Here is an 18841-nt window from a genome sequence, read left to right as displayed (position 1 = left end):
TTTAAATCTCAATAGATATATGAAAAAACTAGCTTTACACTGGAAAATTTTAATAGGAATGCTACTAGGTTTAGTATTTGGTTTTGTGATGCTTCAAGTAGGAGGAAGAGCATTTACCGAAGATTGGATAAAACCTATAGGTTCTATTTTTGTTAAATTACTAAAGTTAATTGCTATTCCTTTAATATTGGCGTCGTTAATTAAAGGGATTTCTGATTTAAAAGATATTTCAAAATTCAAAAATATAGGATTACGTACAATTGGAATATATATAGTAACTACTGTAATTGCTATTTCTATTGGATTAGCTCTTGTAAATGTAATGCAACCAGGAGATGGTGTTTCCGAAGAAACCATTGCTAAGCTTACTGAAACATACTCAGAGAATAGTAGTGTTCAAGCAAAAATTGCTGAAGCTTCAAAGCAGATGAATACAGGACCGCTTCAATTTTTGGAAGATATGGTACCTGATAACGCGTTTAATGCATTAAGTAATAATAAGTTAATGCTTCAGGTGATTTTCTTCGCCATATTTTTAGGGATCGCGATGCTTCTTATCGGAGAAAAGCGAGCAAAACCAATGAAAAAACTATTTGATTCGTTAAATGATATTGTTTTGAAAATGGTAGATCTAATTATGTTAACTGCTCCAGTTGCAGTGTTTGCATTATTAGCTAATGTCGTTGTGTCTTCTGATGATCCTGATATTTTATATGCTTTATTAAAATATGCAGGTGTTGTTGTTTTCGGATTATTTTTAATGATTGTTTTTTATAGTATTCTCGTAGCGACGTTTACAAAGAAAAACCCTTTTTGGTTTTTAAAAGAAATAAGCCCTGCTCAACTACTAGCGTTTTCAACCAGTTCTAGTGCAGCTACACTTCCTGTGACTATGGAGCGTGTTGAAGAGCATATAGGTGTTGATAAAGAAGTATCAAGTTTTGTTCTGCCGGTTGGAGCTACAATTAATATGGATGGGACGAGTTTATATCAAGCAGTCGCTGCAGTATTTATATTTCAAGCACTCGGATTAGATTTAACATTTGGAGATCAAATAACGATTGTTTTAACTGCTTTGTTAGCATCTATTGGTAGTGCTGCAGTTCCAGGTGCAGGAATGGTAATGCTTGTTATTGTTTTAGAATCTGTTGGACTACCACCAGAATTATTACCAATTGGTTTGGCCCTGATTTTTGCAGTCGACAGGCCTTTAGACATGTGCCGAACAGTTGTTAATGTGACTGGTGATGCGACGGTAGCTATGGTTGTTGCTAAATCTGTTGGAAAACTTGGGGAACCAAAAGTGAAGAATTGGGATGATAACTATGAGGAAGTAAAATAAATTTTTTAAATTTAAATACGATTAATCAACAAAAATAGTCAACTATGAATGTTTGTTTTATCATGTATCCATGGAAAAAAACCGATCATAAAAACAATACTAGTTTAGCTTTCGATAGACGTACCAGATTACGTAAAACGGTTCAGGATGCTTAATAATGGTCGATTAGTGTCGCCTATCGTAAGTTGCAATTGGTTAAATGACAATCGCAATCTAGAACATGTAATCATTCTTGATGCTCGTGTTAAAACAACGAATGTTTTAACTTCGGAAGACTATATTCCAAATTCAAGATATTTCGATAATAAAGGAAAATTTAGCGCTATAAATGCTGATTTTCCTAATACGATTCCATCTCAAGACCAATTTCAATATGAAGCGCAACAACTAGGTATTAGCAAGGATTCTGTTATTGTTGTTTATGATGATAAAGGGCTGTATTGGAGTCCGAGAGTTTGGTGGCTGTTTAAAACCTTCGGATATGATAATGTCGCGGTTTTGGATGGCGGATTGCCAGAATGGAAACGACTGAATTATGAAACCGTTTCTTCATTAACAACTCCAACATGGAAGCTTGGAAATTTTTCAGCAGCATATCAACCAGATCATATGCGTTTTTTTAATCACATTGCTGAAATTTCTAAAAATGAACACTGCATCCTATTGGATGCGCGCTCCGAAGAGCGTTTTAAGGGACTAGTGCCAGAGCCAAGAGTAGGACTTCGAAGTGGGACGATTCCAAATTCTGAAAATCTTCCATACACAAATTTGCTCAGCGGAAATTGCCTAAAATCAAAAGAAGAATTGAAATCTATTTTTAATACTTTCAAAATAGAAGATAAATCACTAACTTTTTCCTGTGGTTCTGGAATTACAGCTTGTATTTTGGCTCTAGCTGCAGATATTTTGGACTATAAAAAAATAGCTGTTTATGATGGTTCATGGACAGAATTCGGAACATTAACAACATAATTATGGCAAACACTAACTGGACAAAACAAGAATTGGTCGCTTACATTTTATTATATGTAGCGCATTCTGATTTAAAAGAAACGAGGCAAGAACATGAGTATATATTGTATCGTGTTGACGCAGAAACCTATAAGCATGTTAAACAAGAGTTTGATGGCGATAATGATTATCAGAGTATTACTAAAATAGTGGATGCTGTAAATTCTGAAGAATCTTATAAAAATAACCCAGACGAACTATTTGCAGATATCAAACTTATGGCTTTTGCAGATGGTAAAATGGACCAAATGGAACATGCGATTTATAATAGTTTAAAAAAGATATTGAGTTAATAAGTAAAAGCCTTAAAACTCAACTATTCTAATCAGAAGTTTTAGTTCTGAAACCCCTTTAAGGTTAGACCTTTACATTAAAGGAGAACTCGATTCTTTCCCAACTAACTGAAGTTAGGCTCAAGCTAAATGTTTCGCTTTAAGGCTTTTGTAATTAAATTTATAGGTTAACTCGTTTGTATTTTGGATATTTCACAGTGTATGAAAACCTGTAAGTCTCTTTAGCCTTTGCATCAAGATTAACCTTCCATTTGAGGATACCTTTTTTGTCATCATATTCTGAAGTACCAGTTTCTATATCATCGATTTTAATGTCCTTATTTTGACTCATCGGAATTCTGTCATATAATACCAAATCAATCGCTGTCGATTTGTTATTCTTCAACTCAATTTCATAACTTTTAGAGATAATTTTGTTGCTGCCAATGAAAGCGTTTTTTTTAAAGTCTGTTGGCTGCTCGCGTTTTACAACAACATTTGGGTCGACACCTAATGAAATGGTTAATTCTTCTGTGGTACTCTGCGGATTGATATTTGTTTTCCCAGAGTAACTGCCTTCAAAATAGACATTGGCTTCTGCCGGCAATAAATTATATTGTTCCCAATCCTTAATTTTTGCTGTTAAAAATACATTCTCATTTAGAACTGGAGCAGCAAAGTAGGAGTAGGTCGCTGGTACATTATAATTTTCAATTTCTATAACAGTCACATCGCTATTGCTAGGAATTGTGTAAGCTTTCTTAATTTCGAAACGTGTATTGGTGATACCTTCTTCAATGATATCTCCATTTGATGTATAGTCAATAGGTTCAATATATGGTTGATTGTCAAAGTCCTTATCCATCATGTCCTGTACTCGATTTACGTAGCCAGAAGAAGCTGTTTTTGATTCTGCTTTATAAGCACTAATAACCACTTCATCTAAAGCGGATAAATCAGATTCCATAGTCACATTCATGATACTAGAATGGATGGGCAAGGTTTCGGTTTTCATACTAATAAAAGAGTACACCAGTGCTTTTCCACCATTAGTTCTTATGCTGTATTTTCCATCAAAATCGGTTTGAACACCATTTGATGTTCCTTTTTCAATAATATTAACTCCAGGTAAACCCAATCCGTCTTCATTAGAAGTGACGACTCCAGAAACTGTTTTTACCAATGGATTATATTTATAGTTATAGCGTTTGGTGGCTCTACTACCATAAAGGTTGCTATGAGCACTTATAAAGTTTAAATACTTTGGGTTGACATCTGGTTTTATATTATTGGTATTTGGGTCGCTGGTTGATAGTGTCAATTTCACATTGTTCCAATCATTTCCTGTGCTTTGGTAAACATGTGCTTTATATATCAATTGTATTGGCGCATTGATTTTGTCAGCTTTAATATCATAAATAGGAAACCAGCCAGCATTAGTTACATTATAGCTTATGCTGAGTTTGAGATCTGTTGCTACATCTGTGTTTAGCTTTATTTTGATTTCACCAGTTTGTACTTTCTCGTCTGCACTTATTTCATTGAGTTGCTTTCGTAAATCTGAAACTTTAGCATTGAGATCATTCTTAATTTTTTGAGATGTATATATTTTAGATTTGATTTCTGTAGTTCTAGTTCTATAGTAAGCGGCAAACTTTTGAAGCTTCTCTAAACTCACCACTTGAGTTGTATTGCCTAAGGCTCTGTTATGAGTAATAAGGTGTAACTCCTCATTGTAGCCAGAAATTAAATGGTCTTCTGCTTGAACATCGTCGTAAAGCGCTTTTATTCTTTTCTGAATGCTCTTAACCTCTTGCGACTTGTCTTTCTTGTTTAGATAGTTAATTCCAAAATTAATAGACAAAATTGAGGCGTTTTTCAATCCTGAAATCTGTATACTACTTTCCTGAATATTTGATGATAATTTGTTAAAAACAAACTCGGTTGTGCCAATCGGTAGTTTTACATTGGCTGTTCTTTCTATCTGTGCTCCACTAAGATAAACAGTGACTTCCTTTACTGTTGTTGGTGTTTCTTTATCTGTATTGGCAAAAGTAATTGCTGTAATAAAAAACAGGAGTAGTTTTAAATGTTTCATAATGATGCGATTTTGTTCACTATAAAACTATGTGATGCTGTTTACCTAAAAAATCCTATTTGAGTGAAGTATGATTTTGAATGAGTTAACCTCTACCTTGAATGAGTATGTTAATAATCACGTAAGACTATGTATCTCATAGGTGATTTTTGCACGTCGTGCTTTTTGAACAATTATTTTAGGGTTTATAACGATGTTTTAGTTCAAGTAGTAAGTTATGGAGTAGATTTATACTATAAATAATATGCTATTAATCAATATTCTATATTAGATAATCCCTCTTGATTAAAAAATTATTTTAGAGTTAAATTAGTTTTAATTAGTTGTTAATTGTTAAAGTCCTTATTCCCGTAAGGGCTTTTTCTTTACAAGAATTTTGACTTCAGTTCTGGCGTAGGAATCATACATTCTTCCTTTTTACCATACCATTTGTAACGATTTTTCGCAATATAGTCATAAATCCAATTTCTAATAAAAGGTGGAACGATATAGAACACCGTTAGTAGATTTTTCGGAAATCCTAAATGCGAAGCTATCGCTAATGCAGCAGACGATTTCACTTTCAAACCTTTGGCTTCAGAATAGAGTAGAATAGAATCTGTTTTAGACGGATCAATGTCGTACTTGTCTATAATTTGCTTGCCAATATCACTTTGTAGTGCTGTAAATCTAAATATGTCTTTTTTATCGTGTTTGATAACGTATTGAATGGATGAATTACATAGATTGCAAACACCATCAAAGAGAATTAGTTTTTTATGTTTTGGTAAGATTTCTAACACGTTACAAAGATACGACAACTGATTATTTTTTTACAGCTTCTACAAGTTCTAATAAATCCACATTAACGTTAGTGGTGAAAATACCGTAGTTAACAATAGCTTTGTTTTTTTCAAACTTATCAATACTACCAATAGCTCTACCATCATGCATACGCACACGATCACCAACTTTTAAGATTGGTTTAGGTTGCTCAACAGGTTTGGCGTTTTTTTTTGCTGTTTTTTTATTTTTGCGGATAACAGCAACTTTCTTTTCTGCTTCTTTTTTAACTTCAGTTTCTTTTGCTTTTTCGACTCTTTTTTGTTTAGTTGAAACTTTCTTTCGCTTAGAGTTTTCAATTTGAACGAGCTTAAAAAGCTCAGCCATTAATTCGCGTTTCTTCTCGTTATCAAAGTATTTTTCGGAAATATCATTGAATTTCTGCCCAAGATAAATTAAGCGTTGATTGGAGTCATAGAGTTCCTGAAAACTTTCCAATTTCTTCTGAACCTTAGCATTGACCTCTTCCAATTTGTCAGCTTCAGTCTGTTTTTTCTTTTCGTTTTCTTTGAGTGAACGTTCTGTCTTTTCTAACTTACTACGCTCTTTCTGAAGTTTAGCAATTGTAGCATCAAAGCGCACTTTGCCACGTTCAATCTTCTTTTTTGCACGATTGATAAGGCTATATGGGATGCCGTTTTTTTGTGCCACTTCAAAGGTGAATGAGCTTCCTGCTTGACCTAAAATCAACTTGAACATTGGTTCTAAGCTCTTTTCATCAAACATCATATTGGCATTTTGCATAAACGGTAATTCGTTTGCCAATACTTTTAAGTTGGAGTAGTGGGTTGTTATAATTCCGAAAGCATCACGATGGTAAAATTCCTCTAAAAATGTTTCAGCTAAAGCACCTCCTAGTTCTGGATCACTACCTGTACCAAATTCATCAATAAGGAACAACGTGTTTTTGTTACATTTCCGAAGAAAGAAATTCATTTGTTTTAATCGATAACTATAAGTACTCAAATGATTCTCAATAGATTGATTGTCGCCAATATCGCTAATAATGCGATCAAATAGGCAAATATTACTTTTCTCGTGCACAGGAATTAATAAACCGCTTTGAATCATCACTTGCATTAAGCCGATAGTTTTGAGCGTGATACTTTTTCCGCCAGCATTTGGGCCAGAAATCACGATGATTCTATTTTCTGGATGTAATACAATCGATTGTGGAAAGGTCTTTTTGCCTTCAATTTTATTTGATAAATAAAGTAGCGGATGGTAAGCATCTATAGCTTCATAAACCTTATCTGAATTTATCTTCGGAAGAATTGAATTTGTGGATTGGGCATATTTTGCTTTGGCATATATAACATCCAGTTTTACCAAAAGCTCTTGGTATTGCTGTAACCGTGAATTGTAAGGTCTAATGTATTCTGTTAGACTTCTAAGGATTTTATCAACTTCTTCACTTTCATCAAACTCTAAGTTGTTAAGTTCACGTGCATATTGAAAGGTTTGTTCGGGTTGCATATATACAATGCTTCCCGTTTTACTGCTTCCCATAATACTCCCTTTAACCTTTCGTCTATACATGGCCTTTACAGCAAGTACGCGTTTGTTTTCTACCACAGATTCTCTAATATCATCAAGGTAATCAAGGTTATGGTAGGTATTTAAAGCGGAAGTAAAACTTTGATTTATTTTGCCCCGAATTGAATTTATTGCTTGTCGTAACTGATAAAGTGTATCTGAAGCATTCTCTTTTACATCTCCAAAACGATCAATAATAGTGTCAATTTCTGTAACAATAGGAGTTATAATTTCTAAGCTAGAAGATGTTTGGTGTAGTGATGGGTAGTATTCCTCAAACTTTTTTAGAAATTTTAGAAAGGTACTAACCGTAAGTGTTATGGAAGCTATTTTTTTAAAACTTTTAGTATCTAGAACAGAGTTTTCAATATATAAAAGCTTAATCTCTTTAGTAATAGGATCAAAACCATGATTTGGTATTCTATTGTCATTATAAAATGACGATACATATTCATTCGTAAAATCAAGAGATTGCATAACGGCTTCTTGAGTAGAAAAAGGCTTTATTTTTAAAGCGTCTACTCTTCCCAAATCTGTTATACAAAGTTCTGCAACTTGATGCAAAACGGAGTTAAACTCAAGATCCTGTAATGTTTTTTCGTGAATATTTATCATTAATTAATAACCTCTATGAGTCAAAGGTTGCAAAGGTACTTATTACTGAATTAGTAATAAAATGTTTGTGATTTTATGTTCTTTAACGTCTTATACGCTTACCATTATCATCTATAAAATGACATACACAATCTTCAGTACCGTACAAACCTAAATTGTGAAGACCGACTTTAGCAAAACTCTTAAGTTTCCCTTCTATATAATCATAATTCGAATAGGACATACAATTGACACTTATTGAGGTATCTGTCGAGTAAACACAATGCCAAGAGTTTTTTGGGTTGAATACCATTTCACCTTCATTTATTTCAACATAGTAAATATCTGCTTCTTGAAGTAATGGATACTTGTCACGATCAAAATTCTCAAGGTCGATTTCACTTAATATAGATCCAGGTTCAAACTTTTTACTGCGATACATAAGTTTGCTCTGGCTATCATCAACAATTAACCACACTTTCGTGCCTCTTACTTGTGCTAAGATATTATCGGCTCTATCTTGATGAAATCCAGTTATAGTACCTTTTGGACCAATCCAGATAGACATTGAATCTTTAACTTTATGGTCTGATAGGATTGAGAAGTCTACATCATCTTTAAGCTCTGGAAACATTTTAATTATTGAAAGATTTGCCAAGTATGTTACATCTTTGTGATCTTTTGCGTTTCTAATTTGCTTTACATAATCTAAAAAATTCCCATATTCCCATTTGGTTTCCTGTTGTCTAATATTTCCTTTAGAAATGTAGGCTTCTTTATTTTTACCAATTTCTTCAAAATAATCGAGGGTCCATTTTTTAGTCGCTCCCCAATCTTGCATCATATTGGTTATTTTTACAGGCTTATTCTTCTTAATGTAATTATTAAGAAAATCTTTATGACTTATTTGGTCTATGGTTTCTAGATCAAGTAAGGGTTTATCTAATAAGCTTTGTATTCTTTTTCTTAATTCTTGTGACATTTTAATTCGGTTACGTTTATATTGCTGAAACTATTATAATTACGAATATAATATAATAGTAATTATAAATTTATGACATATTTCATATTTTAGACGATAAGATTTTTTTTTAAGATAAAATGAACATAAATATTCACAATAGCTGGAGAAAAAAGTTAATAAACGAGTTTGAACAACCTTATTTTAGAAACTTGGAAGCGTTTGTGAAAAATGAATATAGCTCTACAACATGTTGTCCTCCAGTAGATCTAATTTTTTCTGCTTTTGATTTATGCCATTTTGATGATGTTAAGGTTGTTATAATAGGACAAGATCCTTATCATGGCATTGGTCAGGCTAATGGGTTAAGCTTCTCTGTTGCTGATGGTATATCTCAACCTCCTTCTTTAATTAATATTTTCAAAGAAATTGAAACCAATTTAAATATTCCTTATCCAAATTCTGGAAATCTTGAGCGTTGGGCTAGACAAGGTGTTTTACTGCTCAATGCAACTTTAACTGTAAGAGCACATCAAGCTGGTAGTCATCAAAAAAGGGGATGGGAACAATTTACAGATGAAGTTATTAAGGTAATTAGTAAAGAAAAAAGGGATGTTGTTTTTTTACTTTGGGGTGGATTTGCGAATCGAAAAGCTAAATTAATCGATGATACAAAACATCATATATTAATGTCTGGTCATCCTTCACCATTGAGTGCTAATAGAGGTTATTGGTTTGGAAACAAGCATTTTAGTGAAACGAATAAGGCCTTAAATGCTAACAATAAAAAAGAAATAAGTTGGTAATAAATCAACTTCCAGTAGGAGCTAATTGACTGACAGCTAGCTGTTTGGTTGGTTTTTGGGGTTTTACGAGCTTTATAGAAACTGGTTTTTCTATGGCTAGTTTTTTAGTTGTTTTGTTACAACTAAATACTAATAACAAAAAATTTAATGCAATTAAAGCTGAGAGAATTATAGTAATCGGTATTATCATATTTCTTAAATTTAGTTAAGGTCACACTGCGATTCTGTCAGCTAAATGTAATTAAATTTTTGATAAATAGAAAGTTATGGGTGTAAAATTCATAATATTTTGTTAAAAGGCAATAATAGATTTATGCTTTTCAAAATCATATAACAATATAATTTTGTTTTTTTCTGCTTAACAATTATTTGATTTTTTTTACAAGTGTATTATAACTTACTTTTTTAGGAATAATATCCAATTCGAACAATTTGTTTTGAATTGTCATAATGGTCTGTTCGTCTATAATGCCCTGTGACCATTCGGTTAATGATAACCAATCTTGAACATCTTCGAGTTTTTGATCATATCTGTTGGCTATAGTTTTATCAATACTTGGAATATGTTTGAACTCTTCTGTAGTATTGTTTATAATCTTTAATATGGTTTTGACATCCTCATAATTCGTGTCCAGAAATTCTTCTCTAACAGCAATAACAAAGCATGGCCATGGTGTAGGACAGTTGCCTATTCGCCTAAAAACACCATCATCTACAATTGGCTTTGTGGTAAATTTTTCCCACATAAAATAATCTGCATCACCATTGGTTAAGCCTTCTACAGCACCTTCGAGGTTTCTAATTACTTCAAAGTTTAAATCCTTTTCTAAATCCCAATTATTACTTTGGGCATTGATGTAAGCCATTAGGTGAGAACCCGATCCATATCTACTAATTGCAGCTCTTGTGTCTTTAATATCTTCAATAGTTTTAAATTTTGAATCTTTAGCCACATGAATTCCCCAGATAAGAGGAGATTGCACAAAGGTTTGAACAATTTTAGTGGGGTTTCCATCTATAATATCTTTTATTATACCTTCAGTTAGAACTACAGCAATATCTATTTCACCTTCACGAAGCGCTTTGTTCATAGCGCCTGTGCCACCAGAAAAATCTTTCCAGCGAAGATTGATACCTTCATCTTTGTATTCGCCATTTTTTAAAGTGAGGTACCATGCTAAATTAAAATGCTCTGGAACGCCTCCTATATTTACTCTTTTCAATATGTTTATCTTAAAAAATTAATCTAATCTACTATTTTGTTCAAAGTATAAATTATCAAGTCTTCAACTATCTTTTTTGGGTTTTCGCTAAATTCACCTGTGGCTCTATTGGCAATTATAGCATTCATAGATAGCGCATGATGACCTAGTAAATTTGAAATTCCGTAGATAGCAGATGTTTCCATTTCCAAATTGGTTACAGTTTTACCATTATAATTAAACGCAGCCAATTTGTCATTTAGGTCATTGTCCTGAAGTGCTAATCGCAAAACCCGACCTTGTGGTCCATAGAATCCAACATTGGTTGCAGTAAAACCATTTACTGTTTTTGTACTAGTAATAGTTTTCAATAAACGTTCACTACATTTTACAACATAAGGATCTGATTTTTTATCAAACCAATTAGTTTGTTGTTTTAATGCTTCGGAAATTTCAAAATTCTGAACATGTTCGCTATCATAAAAATGGAGTAGACTATCAAAACCTACAGCATATTCGCTCACAACAAACGAATTAATAGGAATCTCTTTTTGAATAGATCCTGAAGTTCCAATTCTTATAATATCTAGTGAAGTGAGTTCTGACTTGATTTCTCGTTTTTCTAAATCAATATTTACCAATGCATCCAGTTCATTAAATACTATGTCAATATTATCTGTTCCAATTCCGGTAGAAATAACGGTAATTCGTTTTCCTTTGTATGTGCCAGTCGATGTACGAAACTCACGTTTTTGAGTAGTAAATTCAACGTTGTCAAAATGCTGTGTGACTCTAGATACACGATCTTGGTCACCAACGACAATAATGGTGTTTGCAATCTGTTCTGGACGTAGATTTAGATGGTAAACACTTCCGTCTGGATTTAATATAAGTTCTGATGCTTTAATTGGCATGAATTGCGGTTTTAATAAGTTTATTTTGTTGTTTATCAAATTTATAGTCTAAACAACTTGCACCTCCATAATATATGGTATTGTTCATTTCATTTTGATAATTGTGTTGGTGTTCAATGGCAAGGTGGCCTTTTCTGTTGAGTTTCAGACTAACATTATCTTCATCAAAAAAGATAGCAAGCAGGTCGATAACACGTTCTAATTGCAAATCGCCATAGCCATAATAACCTTGGTAATGAAGTGTATAGCCAACTAGATGGTGTCTTGAGGTTACATTGTTTTCTTTTACTAATTTAAGAATATTGTATTCTAAGGTACTAATACCACTTCGTATATCTGGAAACCGCTTAATATGTGCTTTGAGACAAATACTCATATATTCAAATGAAGAAGGTCTTGTCACTAAAGGTAAAAGTGAATTATGATCTTTACCACAGTAGATTTTCCATACTTTTCTAGCAAGCGCAATATCATCAACATTTAGTTTGACTCTACTTTTATAATGTGATTCTAATTGTCTTGGATTGAGTTCAGACAAACCCTTTAAATCTTTTTCACCTTCAACTCGTCCACTACAAACTAAATATATAGGGAGAAATATCCCTTTTTGTTCTAGTAGACTTATAACAGCTACCATATTAATATGGCAAAACAAATCGTATTCAAACCATAGCACAATTTCTGTAAAACCAGAAATGTTATCTAATTTGTTAAGTTCGCTGGTCATCTCTTTTTCACTTAAAGTGATGTCGTAAAAGGATTTAAAAAATGCTTTTCTCTTCTTGATAAATTCGTCGGAAGCCACTTCTTCAACAGTTGGTCCAACGCAAAGTGTTTCTTGCCAAGTAATAGTATTTGCAGGAGTTGTAATATTTAACTTATACAAATTATTGGTTAAAGAATCACCATTCGTGATATGTAATATTTTAGTATTCATCTAACCTCCAACACGTTTTACATTAAAGCCTTTGTCCTTTAAAATCTGCATGATTTTATCTCTGTAATCTCCTTGTATGATGATTTTATTATCCTTAAAACTTCCACCAACACTAAGCTTTTGCTTTAGTTCTTTGGCCAGTTTTTTAAAATCTTCGTCTGCACCTGTATAACCTTCAAGAATTGTAATTGGTTTGCCTTTCCGTTTCTCGTATTTGCAAATTATGGGGTCATCCTGTAACCAGACACCTCGTTCTTTTGGTTCTTTTTCTTCGGAAACATCCTCTTGCAGATGCTTTGGAAATAGATTTTTTAATTGGTCTTGTAAATCCATCTAATCATTTTATAGTCTCAGTTTGCAACTACAGTAAATGAATACTGCGATTGTAACTGAAAATTTTATTTTTTAAGTCCAAGTTCAATTAATCGTTCATTCAAAAACTCTCCAGCTGTGATATTATCAAATTGTTTTGGATGGTCTTCATCAATACAGCTGTCTAAAACATCCAATTTCATTTCACTAATAGGATGCATAAAAAACGGAATTGAGTAACGTGATGTTCCCCAAAGTTCTCTTGGTGGATTTACAACTCTGTGAATTGTAGATTTCAATTTATTATTAGTATGTCTCGAGAGCATATCTCCAACATTAATCATTAACTCATCCGGATCTGCAATAGCATCAATCCATTCACCTTCGTGATTTTGAACTTGTAGGCCACGACCTTGAGCTCCCATTAATAAAGTAATTAGGTTGATGTCCCCATGAGCTGCTGCACGAACTGCTTTTTTAGGTTCTTCAAAGATAGGAGGATATTGGATAGGTCTCAAGATAGAATTACCATTATGAATGTAATTGTCAAAATACGTTTCTTCTAAATCAAGAAATAATGCAAGCGCTCTTAAAACATACTTAGCAGTTTTTTCAAGCATTTGATAGCTTTCTTTACCTATTTTGTTAAATTCTGAGAGTTCTTTAACTTCAACATTTTCCGGGTACTCTTTAGCGCGTTCAGGATCATCTTCAGCATATTGTCCAAAATGCCAGAACTCTTTTAAATCGCCTTCCTTTTTTCCTTTAGCACTTTCTTTTCCAAAAGATATATAACCACGTTGTCCAGAAATACCCTCAATTTCATAACTGCGTTTGGTCTCAATAGGTAAGCTGAAGAAGTTTTTAATTTCTTTGTAAAGGTTATCTACAAGTTGGTCGTCTAAAAAATGACCTTTAAGCGCTACAAATCCAATTTCTTCGTATGCTTTTCCAATCTCATCAATAAATTTTTGTTTTCTAACTGGATCTCCTGAAATAAAATCTTGAAGATTAACGCTAGGTATGATATTCATATTATAAGTATTTAATTCATCTACAATACTACAAAAATAGCGAAAATAGTGCTAAAATCACAGTTTTCAATTTCACTTAAAAAAAATGACCTTAGCCTTTTAAAACGTCAATTTTTAATTACATTTGATTTACTAACGCAATTTTTCAAAAAATGTTGACCTCTACTAAGAGCACTATAACCTACGATAAAAAAAACCTTGACAATCAGACGCTTTTAAGTTTATATCGCAATATGCTTAAACCACGCATGATAGAAGAGAAAATGCTCATTCTTTTACGGCAAGGTAAAATCTCAAAATGGTTTTCTGGTATAGGTCAGGAAGCTATTTCTGTAGGTGTTACCATGGCTATGCAAAAGGACGAATACATCTTGCCAATGCATCGAAATTTAGGTGTATTTACCACTCGAGAAATTCCGTTATATCGACTATTTAGTCAGTGGCAGGGAAAAGCCAATGGATTCACAAAAGGCCGTGATCGTTCGTTTCACTTCGGGACACAAGAATTTAATATCGTTGGAATGATTTCACATTTAGGACCGCAATTAGGGGTTGCCGATGGTATTGCACTAGCGAGTTTACTGAAAAAGCAAAAGCAGGTGACAGCAGTTTTTACAGGTGAAGGGGGAACTAGTGAGGGTGATTTTCATGAAGCGTTGAATGTCGCTTCAGTTTGGCAATTACCAGTTTTGTTCTGTGTTGAGAATAATGGTTACGGACTTTCAACACCAACCAACGAGCAGTACAGATGTAAGGATATTGCTGATAGAGGTAAAGGCTACGGAATGGAATCTTTTATACTTGACGGAAATGATATTATTGAAGTCTATACAAAAATGCAGAAGCTAGCGGCCAGTATTCGCAAGCGTCCAAGACCAATTTTGATAGAATTTAAAACCTTTAGAATGCGTGGTCATGAAGAAGCTAGCGGAACAAAATATGTGCCTAAATCAATACTACAGGAATGGGGTAAAAAGGATCCTCTAGAAAATTTTCAAGCGTATTTAAGAGACCAAAAAATATTGACCGAAAAACAAGAAGTCACTATCAAAGAAGCGATTATGCATGAAATTCATGAGCATCTGGAAATGGCATTTAATGAAGCACCTATTGTGCCAAATGTAGAAACCGAATTAAAAGATGTTTACAAATCGTTTGATTATAAAGAAATAAAACCAAAATCGAAATCTGAAGAGTTGAGGCTTATCGATGCGATTTCCCAAGGATTAAAGCAATCTATGGAAAAGCATAAGGATTTAGTGATTATGGGACAGGATATTGCAGAATATGGAGGTGTGTTCAAAATAACCGAAGGTTTTGTAGAACAATTTGGAAAAGAACGTGTAAGAAATACGCCAATCTGTGAATCTGCTATTGTTGAAACTGCTATGGGGTTATCAATTGCTGGTATAAAATCAGTAGTCGAAATGCAGTTTGCCGATTTTGTAACTTCCGGATTTAATCCAGTGGTGAATTATTTGGCAAAATCACATTATCGTTGGAGTCAGCAGGCAGATGTCGTGGTGAGAATGCCATGTGGTGGAGGTGTAGCTGCTGGACCATTTCATTCACAAACTAACGAAGCTTGGTTTACTAAAACACCAGGTTTAAAAGTAGTATATCCAGCATTTCCTTATGATGCTAAAGGCTTATTAGCGACTGCTATTGAAGATCCAAATCCAGTATTGTTTTTTGAACACAAAGCCTTATATCGAAGTATTCGTCAAGATGTACCAACAGATTATTATACGCTTCCCTTAGGAAAAGCATCTATATTAAGAGAAGGTAATGATGTGACGATTATTACTTATGGAGCAGGAGTACATTGGACTCTAGAGACACTTGATAAAAATGAAACTATTAGTGCAGATGTGATTGATTTACGAAGTCTTCAGCCTTTAGATACCGATGCGATTTATGCTTCCGTAAAGAAAACGGGTAGAGTCATCATTTTACAAGAAGATTCTTTATTTGGTGGTATTGCTAGTGATATTTCGTCTCTAATTATGGAAAACTGCTTTGAGCAATTAGATGCGCCTGTAAAACGTGTTGCGAGTATGGATACACCAATTCCATTTATTGATCAATTGGAAGATCAATACACATCTAAAGGACGATTTGAAAAGGCTCTAAAGGACTTATTGGCTTATTAATTTAAAATATGAACACAACAAACAACTCAAAAAAAGGTTTTCAATTTGCAGTCATTACGATTGTAACATTTCTCTTGTTTTTAGCCTTTCAAGTATTGGCAGCTAATGAGAAGATATCTCTAGATTTTTACAGATATGCGAGTGGTTTTCTGATGATTTTAGTGTTCACATCTTCAATTATTGGCTTTATCTTTAGTGTCAAAGGCAGAAAGGATCCTAGCTCTTTTAAAAAGATATTTGGATTGATTGCGAATACTGTACTCTTTTTGTTATTTGTGGTTACTGTTATTGTCAGATTTATTGATTTTCAGAATACGATTTATTAAGATAGTTTTTTAGCTACGGCTTGAACTTCATCCAAAACTCTTAGTAAATTCCCACTCCATAGCATTTCGATTTCCTTTTCGGTATAGCCACGTTTTACTAATTCTAGTGTGACATTAAAGGTTTCCGAAGCATCACTCCAACCTTCAACGCCGCCGCCGCCATCAAAATCACTGCTAATCCCAACATGTTTGAGTCCGATCTTTTTTACCATATAATCAATATGATCCACAAAATCAGATATACCAACTTTAGCGGGAAAGTCTTTCATTTCACTCGCTTTTTTATCGGCTTGTTTTATAATTTGTGCTCTCACTTCATAAAAGGCTTCTTTTTCTTCATCAGAGAGTATTTTCATTTCTCCCCAATCATACCATTTGGCACCTAAAGAAGCTGCAATTTCTTTTCTAATATCCTTGATAGCTTCATTTCTAGCATCGTTCTTTTCAGTATTAGTGTATGTTTGAAAGGCAACGGTTTGAATAACACCTCCATTATTTTTCATCCATTCTAATTGTTCGTCATCAAGGTTTCTACTGTGATCACATAACGCTCTTGCTGAAGAATGCGAAGCAATAATTGGAGCCTTACTTAACTCAATCATCTGTCGCATAGATTCTTTTGAAGGATGCGAAACATCTATCATAATGCCCAATCGGTTCATTTCTTTAATCACTTCTTTTCCTAAATCACTTACGCCATTGTGAAGCCAAACATCATCTTCTTCACCTGTATTGCTATCACATAACTGACTGTGACCATTGTGAGACAAGGACATATAACGAGCGCCAAGATTATAGAACTTTTCAACATTAGATATGTCTGTTCCTACAGGGTATCCATTTTCAATACCTATCATTGCAACCTTTTTTCCAGCTTTAGAAATACGACGGACATCATCAGAAGTTAATGCCAATTCTATTTGGTCTGGAGCAATATCTTCAACCAATTTATGGATGGCATCAAATTTAGACATGGCATTATCGTAGGCTTTTTTATAGCCTTCATCTGTTAGTGTATCTTGTCCTGTATATACAATAAACCAGGCGACATCTAATCCACCAGCTTTCATTTTAGGTAAATTGACCTGAGATTCTAAATTTTGAGTATAGTTGATAGAATCTGTAAAGTTTTTGATATTAATATCACAATGTGTATCCAGAGTAATCACACGTTCGTGAATAGCTTTCGCCCGTTCTATGAGAACTAAGGAATCATTTTTTTCTGAAGATGTATCTGAAGGCTTACTATCAGTTTTGCAAGAAGTTACCATAATTAGGAGGCATAAAGTGAAATAGATGGATTTCATATTTGTTGGATTTCGTTTCGATTGTGAAGTTACAAAATCTTATATTTAAATATGAATTACTCTAAATCATATTCGTTTTTTGCATTGGTGTTCCTTTGTTTGCTTTTGCAAACATGTATGAAAGAAGTTAAAGATTCTTATGAATGGAAAACTACTGAAGTCACAGCAACAGCTTATAATTCACTGGCTTATCAAACGAGTTCAAACCCTTATATTACTGCCTTTGGAGATAGTTTAAAACCAGGTTTGCGATCTATTGCAGTGTCAAGAGATTTGCTTAAAAATGGTTTCGAGCATAATACGCTTGTGAAGGTTGAAGGTCTTGAAGGAACGTATTTGGTGAAGGATAAAATGAATCGACGTTGGAGGAATCGAATTGATATTTACATGGGAATTGATGTCAACGCTGCAAGACAATGGGGCAAACGCAAAGTTAACATCAGTTATAGAGTTGAGAAAGCATTAGATGCTACTAATTAATTCTTGATTTCTGCTTCCGAAAGAATAAAAGGATAGGCTTCTCTTACTTTTAGGATGTCCTCTTTTGTGAGTTTATCAGATGGTTTTTTTAAAATCGTTTCTGAATACTCGTCACGTAATTCGTAATACGCTTTTGTCAATTCGTCCTGTACTTGGATATAGAAATTATAAGATGTCATCTTATCGTTGGTTAAAGAAATAACGGCCTTTATTGGATTATCTGATGATTTATCATCTTTTAAACCCTTGCAATAATCACAAGTACCATCACCATTATTATTAAGAAACGCTTTGGCTATGTCTTTTAATTCATCAATAGAGACAATCTCGTTTTCTACCAATAATTCATCTTTTGAATTCACTTTGACTTCTAGAATGTTACGTTGTTTAACAAAATTATTATTACAATCTGTATTTGGCGGACAAGGAGGAGGGAGTTTTCGGTTGATGCCTTTATCGTTAGGGATAACTGCAGTAACTAAGAAAAAAATGAGCAGTAAAAAGGCAATGTCTGCCATAGAACCTGCATTAACTTCAGGCCTTTGTCGTCTCGGAGTATTCATAATAATAGTTTTTAAGATTATATAATCTTCATAAGTCTCAAAAACGATACCACTTATTCAAGCACAAAAAAGCCAGTAGACTTAATTAGTCTACTGGTTTTTTTAGATTGAGCATTGAACAAAGTTCAATTTAATTTTGATTGATGAATAAATGTCTTTTCACTATTAACG

At 33.4% G+C, this 18841-nt stretch carries 18 protein-coding genes; 7 read left to right on the top strand and 11 right to left on the bottom strand.

Features of this window, described 5'->3' with window-relative positions; genetic code table 11:
* Positions 1-19 precede the first annotated feature (19 nt).
* The 3 genes from V7719_RS06385 (at position 20) to V7719_RS06375 (ending at position 2646) form a co-directional block, all read left to right on the top strand.
* Positions 20-1342, top strand: a complete 1323-nt coding sequence (locus tag V7719_RS06385) for a dicarboxylate/amino acid:cation symporter (protein WP_335729052.1) — start codon at positions 20-22, stop codon at positions 1340-1342.
* 147 nt (positions 1343-1489) lie between these two features.
* Positions 1490-2314, top strand: coding sequence for a sulfurtransferase (locus V7719_RS06380; RefSeq protein ID WP_335729051.1), 825 nt, complete (start codon positions 1490-1492; stop codon positions 2312-2314).
* A gap of 2 nt (positions 2315-2316) precedes the next feature.
* Positions 2317-2646 carry a hypothetical protein gene (locus V7719_RS06375; RefSeq protein WP_335729050.1) on the top strand — a complete coding sequence of 110 codons (330 nt, stop codon included), beginning with the start codon at positions 2317-2319 and terminating at the stop codon, positions 2644-2646.
* Between the two features lie 160 nt (positions 2647-2806).
* Here the strand turns inward: V7719_RS06375 and V7719_RS06370 are convergent, their stop codons facing one another.
* The 4 genes from V7719_RS06370 to V7719_RS06355 all read right to left on the bottom strand — a co-directional run bounded on the left by V7719_RS06370 (position 2807) and on the right by V7719_RS06355 (position 8657).
* A complete protein-coding gene (locus tag V7719_RS06370; RefSeq protein WP_335729049.1) occupies positions 2807-4723 on the bottom strand; it encodes a mucoidy inhibitor MuiA family protein in 1917 nt (638 codons plus the stop codon).
* Between the two features lie 365 nt (positions 4724-5088).
* Positions 5089-5523, bottom strand: a complete 435-nt coding sequence (locus V7719_RS06365; RefSeq protein WP_442969059.1) for a thiol-disulfide oxidoreductase DCC family protein — start codon at positions 5521-5523, stop codon at positions 5089-5091.
* Between the two features lie 4 nt (positions 5524-5527).
* Positions 5528-7696 carry an endonuclease MutS2 gene (locus V7719_RS06360; RefSeq protein WP_335729048.1) on the bottom strand — a complete coding sequence of 723 codons (2169 nt, stop codon included), beginning with the start codon at positions 7694-7696 and terminating at the stop codon, positions 5528-5530.
* An 82-nt stretch (positions 7697-7778) separates the two neighbouring features.
* Positions 7779-8657: a cupin-like domain-containing protein gene (locus V7719_RS06355; RefSeq protein ID WP_335729047.1), complete on the bottom strand. Its 879-nt coding sequence runs from the start codon at positions 8655-8657 to the stop codon at positions 7779-7781.
* A 119-nt stretch (positions 8658-8776) separates the two neighbouring features.
* On the opposite strand from V7719_RS06355, the gene V7719_RS06350 reads away from it, so the two are divergent.
* Positions 8777-9442 (top strand): uracil-DNA glycosylase, encoded by a 666-nt coding sequence (locus V7719_RS06350; RefSeq protein ID WP_335729046.1) that lies wholly within the window; start codon positions 8777-8779, stop codon positions 9440-9442.
* Positions 9443-9807: 365 nt separating this feature from the next.
* Here the strand turns inward: V7719_RS06350 and V7719_RS06345 are convergent, their stop codons facing one another.
* The 5 genes from V7719_RS06345 to V7719_RS06325 all read right to left on the bottom strand — a co-directional run bounded on the left by V7719_RS06345 (position 9808) and on the right by V7719_RS06325 (position 13841).
* Positions 9808-10665 carry a substrate-binding domain-containing protein gene (locus tag V7719_RS06345; RefSeq protein ID WP_335729045.1) on the bottom strand — a complete coding sequence of 286 codons (858 nt, stop codon included), beginning with the start codon at positions 10663-10665 and terminating at the stop codon, positions 9808-9810.
* Positions 10666-10688: 23 nt separating this feature from the next.
* Positions 10689-11558, bottom strand: a complete 870-nt coding sequence (locus V7719_RS06340; RefSeq protein WP_335729044.1) for a nucleoside phosphorylase — start codon at positions 11556-11558, stop codon at positions 10689-10691.
* Positions 11548-12495, bottom strand: a complete 948-nt coding sequence (locus tag V7719_RS06335) for a DUF1835 domain-containing protein (RefSeq protein ID WP_335729043.1) — start codon at positions 12493-12495, stop codon at positions 11548-11550. The genes V7719_RS06340 and V7719_RS06335 overlap by 11 nt, the downstream gene beginning before the upstream one ends.
* Positions 12496-12828: a translation initiation factor gene (locus tag V7719_RS06330; RefSeq protein WP_335729042.1), complete on the bottom strand. Its 333-nt coding sequence runs from the start codon at positions 12826-12828 to the stop codon at positions 12496-12498.
* A gap of 65 nt (positions 12829-12893) precedes the next feature.
* Positions 12894-13841: an isopenicillin N synthase family dioxygenase gene (locus tag V7719_RS06325; protein WP_335729041.1), complete on the bottom strand. Its 948-nt coding sequence runs from the start codon at positions 13839-13841 to the stop codon at positions 12894-12896.
* Positions 13842-13993: 152 nt separating this feature from the next.
* Between V7719_RS06325 and V7719_RS06320 the strand changes: the two genes are divergently transcribed.
* The gene (locus V7719_RS06320) at positions 13994-15994 is read left to right on the top strand and encodes an alpha-ketoacid dehydrogenase subunit alpha/beta (RefSeq protein WP_335729040.1); all 2001 of its coding nucleotides are present in this window, start codon (positions 13994-13996) and stop codon (positions 15992-15994) included.
* Between the two features lie 8 nt (positions 15995-16002).
* A complete protein-coding gene (locus tag V7719_RS06315) occupies positions 16003-16320 on the top strand; it encodes a hypothetical protein (protein WP_335729039.1) in 318 nt (105 codons plus the stop codon).
* On the opposite strand, the gene V7719_RS06310 is transcribed toward V7719_RS06315, so the two are convergent.
* Complete coding sequence (locus V7719_RS06310; protein WP_335729038.1) at positions 16317-17627, bottom strand: dipeptidase; 1311 nt, start codon at positions 17625-17627, stop codon at positions 16317-16319. The two genes, V7719_RS06315 and V7719_RS06310, sit on opposite strands and share 4 nt — an antisense overlap.
* A 117-nt stretch (positions 17628-17744) precedes the next feature.
* Between V7719_RS06310 and V7719_RS06305 the strand changes: the two genes are divergently transcribed.
* Entirely contained in the window at positions 17745-18107 is a 363-nt protein-coding gene (locus V7719_RS06305) for a 3D domain-containing protein (RefSeq protein ID WP_335729037.1), read from the top strand.
* Here V7719_RS06305 and V7719_RS06300 read toward each other — a convergent pair.
* Positions 18104-18670 (bottom strand): ExbD/TolR family protein, encoded by a 567-nt coding sequence (locus tag V7719_RS06300; protein ID WP_335729036.1) that lies wholly within the window; start codon positions 18668-18670, stop codon positions 18104-18106. The genes V7719_RS06305 and V7719_RS06300 overlap by 4 nt on opposite strands.
* Between the last annotated feature and the right edge of the window lie 171 nt (positions 18671-18841).

Source organism: Psychroserpens sp., assembly GCF_036960315.1.
Taxonomy (GTDB): Bacteria; Bacteroidota; Bacteroidia; order Flavobacteriales; family Flavobacteriaceae; genus Psychroserpens.
Note: the sequence above shows the minus strand (reverse complement) of the source record. Positions and strands in the feature narration are given on the sequence as shown.